Origin of the sequence: Anaeromusa sp., from assembly GCF_028691475.1 — a bacterium.
GTDB lineage: Bacteria > Bacillota > Negativicutes > Anaeromusales > Anaeromusaceae > Anaeromusa.
In genome coordinates this window covers 1-5,824 of record NZ_JAQUZF010000141.1, presented here as the reverse complement: position 1 = coordinate 5,824, position 5,824 = coordinate 1, and the positions used below count along the sequence as shown (strand labels likewise).

The 5,824-nt window shown below is 47.8% G+C and carries 4 protein-coding genes and 1 riboswitch; all 4 genes read left to right on the top strand.

Features of this window, described 5'->3' with window-relative positions:
• Positions 1-78 precede the first annotated feature (78 nt).
• Entirely contained in the window at positions 79-285 is a 207-nt protein-coding gene (locus tag PHF27_RS13010; RefSeq protein ID WP_300070921.1) for a hypothetical protein, read from the top strand.
• Positions 286-319: 34 nt separating this feature from the next.
• Positions 320-532, top strand: coding sequence for a DUF1653 domain-containing protein (locus PHF27_RS13005; RefSeq protein ID WP_300070918.1), 213 nt, complete (start codon positions 320-322; stop codon positions 530-532).
• 220 nt (positions 533-752) lie between these two features.
• Positions 753-854: riboswitch (glycine riboswitch) on the top strand.
• A gap of 188 nt (positions 855-1,042) precedes the next feature.
• Positions 1,043-2,206, top strand: coding sequence for an ABC transporter substrate-binding protein (locus PHF27_RS13000; protein WP_300070915.1), 1,164 nt, complete (start codon positions 1,043-1,045; stop codon positions 2,204-2,206).
• 341 nt (positions 2,207-2,547) lie between these two features.
• Positions 2,548-5,649 carry an EAL domain-containing protein gene (locus tag PHF27_RS12995; protein ID WP_300070912.1) on the top strand — a complete coding sequence of 1,034 codons (3,102 nt, stop codon included), beginning with the start codon at positions 2,548-2,550 and terminating at the stop codon, positions 5,647-5,649.
• Positions 5,650-5,824 lie beyond the last annotated feature (175 nt).

Genomic DNA, 5,824 nt, shown 5'->3' with positions numbered 1-5,824 from the left:
CACGAAAATAAAACTACGATATACATTTATATGTGTAATTTCCAGAGAATGTATAAAATAAAAAGACGGAGGAATGAAATGACAGGAGAAGAGCTATCGTTGCGGATTCGGATGCTGCTTTTGCGCGAAGGAGGCATGACCGAAGCGCAGGCGGCGGAATTGCTGGGCGTGAGAACGCAAGAATTTCATGCCAAAATGAAGAATGGCAGTTTTTCTTATTTGGAAGTAGCGAAGCTTTTAACTGGTTTAGAGTATAAAATACGCTGGGAAAAAGAGACTACATAATAGCAAAAACAAGCTGTTGACAAGGAGGAAGCTCATGCAAAAAGGTATTTATCGTCACTTCAAGGGCAATCAATATGAGGTGCTGGGGGTAGCAAAGCACAGTGAATCCGGTGAAGAATTGGTAGTCTATCGCGCTTTGTACGGCGAAGGCGGCCTTTGGGTGCGCCCCTTGGCCATGTTTGTTGAAGAGGTGCCCTGGGAGGGAAAACGGCAGCCGCGGTTTGCACTGGAAACGCGCACAGAGTGAGAGCGGCCCGCGCGAGGTGCTGACGGAAAAGTTCGAATTTTGGGCGTTTGTGACGAAAAATAGAAGTGAGAGTATCAAACAACAAAATTTAAGACAAAGACTTGACAAAAAATAGACAGGTTAGTATAATCTAAACAATGTATTGAAAATTTAATATGGGTGTCCGTGTGAAGTTTGCGGGAGAAAGCAGTTTTGTTAGAAAATTCGCCAAACCGTAAATGGATGGAACTCTGGAGAGCCCCTGCCAAAGCAGGGCGCCGAAGGGGCAAGTCGGCCGGTTGCGGCCGATGAAACTCTCAGGCAAAAGGACAGAGCCATAAGTGCATTTTTTTGGGGAACTAAAAATTTGCAGCTTTGTGTGCTTTTCAGAGTCAAACGAGATGTTTGGCTCTTTTTCTTTTGAGAGAGTCAGGGATGTCTGTTTTACAGTGTCGCAAGAACGCTGGTGAAATAGGAATAAGTATAGGAACGGCTGAGTCAATCAGTGGTTTCGAGAGGGAGCGATGGTTTGTGAAGAACAAGGGAATCAAATGGATGGCCATAGTGATGGCGGTATTGATGGTAGGGTTGGTCGCCGGCTGTGGCGATTCTAATTCCAAAGACATTAAAATCGGCTTGTTGAATGAAATGACAGGCGGCAACGCCACTCTGGGAACTTCCATTACCAATGGCGCCAAATTGGCGATTAAAGAAGCAAATGCCAAAGGCGGCGTTTTAGGCAAACAGATTCAGGGAATTGTTGCAGACAATAAAAGTGAAGCCTCTGAGTCGGCCAATGCGATGACGAAATTGGCTTCGCAGGATAAAGTGGTCGCTGTGACCGGTACGTTCTCCAGCTCAAGCGCCATTGCGGCCTCGAGCGTGGCGGAAGCCTCTAAAGTGCCTTATCTGGCCGTAGGCGCTACGAACCCCAAGGTAACTGTGGATGAAAAAAGCGGTAAAGTGAAGCAATATACCTACCGTATGTGTTTCATCGATCCCTTCCAGGGAACTGTGGGCGCTAATTTTGCGTTGAACACGTTGAAAGTAAAAAGCGCAATTATGCTGATCGACAACAGCAGCGATTACAGCAAAGGCTTGGCTGCTTTCTTTAAAGACTCCTTTACCAAAGGCGGCGGCAGCATTTTGGCGGAAGAGTCCTACCTGCAAAAAGATCAGGACTTCAAAACCATTTTGACCAAGATTAAATCTCTGAATGCTGAAGTTATCTATGTGCCTGGTTACTATGAAGAAGTGGGCAAAATCGTTAAGCAGGCCCGGGAACTTGGAATTACTGCTCCGATCTTGGGCGGCGACGGCTGGGATTCTCCTAAACTGGTAGAATTGGGTACTGCCGAAGCTTTGAATAACACCTATTTCACCAACCATTACTCTGTCGAAGATACTTCTCCGGCTTGCAAAACTTTTGTGGAAGCCTATAAAAAGGAATATGGTCAGATGCCGGACGCTATGGCCGTTCTGGGTTACGACGCCGCGAACGCTCTGATTGACGCTATCAAACGCGCCAACAGCCTGGAGCCGGACAAAATCCGCGCTGCCTTGTCCGAAACCAAAGACTTCCCGGCTATCACCGGTTCTACGACCTTGAATGCTACCCATGACGCTGTGAAGAGCGCGGTTATTATTGAAATGAAAGACGGCAAGCAAGTATTTAAAGCCAGCGTGAAACCTTAAGCATAAGATCTGGCTGGTTTTAGAGGAGCTGTCTGCCAAGGTTAAAACCTTTGGCGGACAGCTCCTTTGTATCTTTATGCACAGGAAACGATGGGGGTTCGGAAAAGTTATCTTGTTAAGACTAAAGTCTCGAAGGATTAAACAAAGTTTAGTTCCTTAGTCTTAAAAAGTTAACGAAAGTGCAAAAAAATATTATACAGAAAATATGCAAGTAGGAATTTTGCAAAAAAGAGAGAATTCCACTATATGGAATAAAATAAATAAAAAATAATGACAAAGCAAAGAGGCTTATGTTAAAAGCTGCAGACCTGTTGAATGTACTTAGTAAAAGGAGGAGCCACATGACAATCTTTGGCACTATTCGCAGTCAGATGGTCTTGTTTACGTCTGGTATTGTCGTGTTGACGCTGGCTTCTACTTTGTATCTGAGCTACTACTTTATGGCCGAAGAATATGAGCGCACTATGCAGCAGACCAATTACCAAATGGCCCATAGCTTGGCCAATAATGTAGCTCTATTTATGGAAAATGCCTACAATGTTAATTCGCTGCTGGCTAAATCGCCTACTGTTGTTGATGGAAATGTAGACAAGCAGAGACAGTTGCTGCAGGAAACGGTAAGGCAGTATCCGTTTTTTCAATTGCTGGCGGTGACAAGCTTGGATGGAGATCAACTGGCTCGTTCGAGCGGAGTCTCTGGCAATCGGGCGGAACGACCTTGGTTTAAAAAATTCATGGCGCAGCGGCAGTCTTATGTATCTGATACGTATTATTCTTTAACAACAGAGGCTCCCATTACTACCATTGTGCATGATGTTTCTCAAGAAGGGCGTTTAAACGGCATTTTAATGGCGGACATCGAGGTGTCTAAAGTACAGGACCTGGTGGATAATTTTAATTCCGGCGCCGGGAGCTATGCCTATCTTCTGGACGGTAACGGCGGGGTTATTGCGCATCCGGATCGGCGTCAGGTAAATGAGCTTTATAACTATAAGTCAAAGCACAAGGCTGTTTTGGTGCGTGACAGCAACGGAAAAATGGTCACCGATGCAGAGAACAACGAAGTGGTGCGAGAGGAATCCTTTGCTTTGCCAGCGGGCTTAGAAACGATAGTGCAAACCGTCTTGCAAGGGGAAAACGGCATATCCTCTTATGAAGGAAAAGATGGAGATGAATACCTTTGCGCGTATCGCAGCATTCCCATGCCAGGCTTATCAGCGCCCTGGAGTTTGATTGTAGTACAAAAGAAAAGCGCTGCCATGGCTTTCATCAAAGACGTGTCGCTGCGGAATTTTCTCCTCGGAAGCTGGGTGCTGCTGCTTTCTGTATGTTTGACCTGGTGGCTTGCGAGGCGCTTTAGTCTTCCTGTTCGGAAGTTGGTAGAGGCGACAAGGCAAGTCAGCGGCGGCGATTTATCGGTGCGCCTGCCGGTACATAAGAGAAATGAGCTGGGAGAAATGGCGGGTTATTTTAACCGCATGATTGATTCGCTGGCTCAGTATCAAGGGCAACTGGAAGTCCTAGTAGAACGGCGCACGCAGGACCTAGGAGCGGCCAATCAAGAACTCTTGGCCATGAATGAAGAAGCTCTTGAAAGCAATGAGCGATTGGCGCTGCTAAACGACAGCTTGGCAGAGGAAGTGGCTGTGCGTAAGAAAGCGGAGGAAGAGGTGCTGCGGCGGGAACGGCAGTACCGAGCAGTGACGGCCCTTTTGACTCGGCCTTTGACAGATGTGCAAGAACTGTTTGAGGTTATTCTGGATAATGCTATGTATTTGGTAGACTCGCCAGATGGTTATATTTCTCTTTATGAGGAAAAAACGCCGGGCTTTCGCATGTGTCATAGCCGGGGGGCGTACTTGCCTTTCCTCCATGAGGTGCAGCCGTTGGCAACAGGCATGGAAGGCTTGGTGTATGAGCAAAAAGAATTGCTGTATGTCCCGGAGTATGCCTCTTTCACCGGTCGTATGGACGATACGCGGCTGACGGATTTGAAGAGCGTGATCATGCTGCCCTTGATTCAAGAGGGCGAGGTACGAGGCGTTCTGACCATCAGCTGGCGGCAGGAGCATATTGTACATAAAGAAGATGTGGCAACGCTGCAGCAATTTGCGGATTTAGCCCTAGTGGCGCTGGAACGCTTGAAGGTGCAGGAAAAAATGCATCGTCTGGCTTATTTTGACGGGCTGACAGGCTTGCCGAATCGGGAAAATCTCAAGGAAAAGCTGACGCAGTGTCTCGTGGAAGAACCTCAAATGGGAGCGCTCTTTTTTATTGATATGGATGAGTTGAAAGATATCAATGATCATTTTGGACACTCTATTGGCGATGAAGTGATCTGCGCCGCCAGCCGCCAAGTATATGAAGCCTTGAATAGGGACTGTTACATAGCGCGTATTGGCGGCGATGAATTCGTGGCGGTTGTTCCCGGCGCCAATATGAATGCAGCGGTCAAGATGGCGGAAGATCTTGTGAGCAATCTGTATCGTGATTATGAAGTGAGTACAGGCAAACTGCGCCTTTCCGCCAGTGTAGGGGTTGTTTTGTATCCCGAAGACGGCGAGAATATGGAAGAACTATTGCGTAAAGGGGACTTGGCCATGTATGCGGCCAAACGCGCTGGACGCAATTGCTGGTGTTTTTACGAAAGGACGCTGCTGGCGCAGACGGATCAAAAAATTTGGCTGGCTGCCGGGCTGCGGCAGGCGTTGGAAGTGGGCGAACTGCGCTTGTTTTATCAGCAGCAGGTTCGGGTCAATGATGGCGAAATAATTGGCTTTGAAGCCCTGCTGCGCTGGATGCATCCTGAAAAGGGCTTAATTGCGCCGGACGTATTTATTCCTTTTGCAGAGCAGAGCGGTTGGATTGTGCCTATTGGCCGTTGGGTCTTGAAGGAAGCGTGCGCGTTTGCCGCCCGTCTGGCGGCGAACGGACAAGGGCATTTGCGGGTGGCCGTCAACATTTCCGCACGGCAGTTGATGGAATACGGCTTTGTAGAATTCGTGGACGAATCCATTGCCGAGGCTGGCATCAGTGTTAAGCAGCTGGAACTGGAAATTACGGAAAGCGTATTGATTGAAGAAATGGCCGAAAACATTGAAAAACTGTGGCGTTTGCGGGCGCGTGGCCTGCTGTTGTCACTGGATGATTTCGGTACAGGCTATTCTTCCTTGACCTATTTGAACAATCTGCCTGTGCATACCCTAAAAATTGACAAGACTTTCATTAATACACTGGGCGAAGACGGCGAGCGGACGCAGCTTGTTAAATCCATCGTTCATTTGGCTCATTCCATGGGCTTGCTGGTCGTGGCGGAAGGCGTAGAACTGCCTGAACAGCGTCAATGCTTGCTGGAAATGGGCTGCGACTATTTGCAGGGCTATCTCTTCAGTAAGCCTGTGCCCGAAGCAGAGGCCCTGGCCCTGCTGCCAGGCAGGGAATAGTAACGGGTTTTTAAACAGGAGTAGAGTGAGTAAAGGGAGGGCCCGAGGGTTTTTTGAACAAGAGAACCGGAGAATCGGAGGGGCCGCAAGAGGGTAGAAAACGGTATTTAGTGTAACGTAAAATAAGCCGGTGAAATCCTTTGGTATCAGGATTTCACCGGCTTTTAGTATTTTA

Bases quoted from the DNA above. Each gene is read 5' to 3' on its own strand.
- PHF27_RS13010 (WP_300070921.1), top strand. From the start codon at position 79: ATGACAGGAGAAGAGCTATCGTTGCGGATTCGGATGCTGCTTTTGCGC.
- PHF27_RS13005 (WP_300070918.1), top strand. From the start codon at position 320: ATGCAAAAAGGTATTTATCGTCACTTCAAGGGCAATCAATATGAGGTG.
- PHF27_RS12995 (WP_300070912.1), top strand. From the start codon at position 2,548: ATGACAATCTTTGGCACTATTCGCAGTCAGATGGTCTTGTTTACGTCT.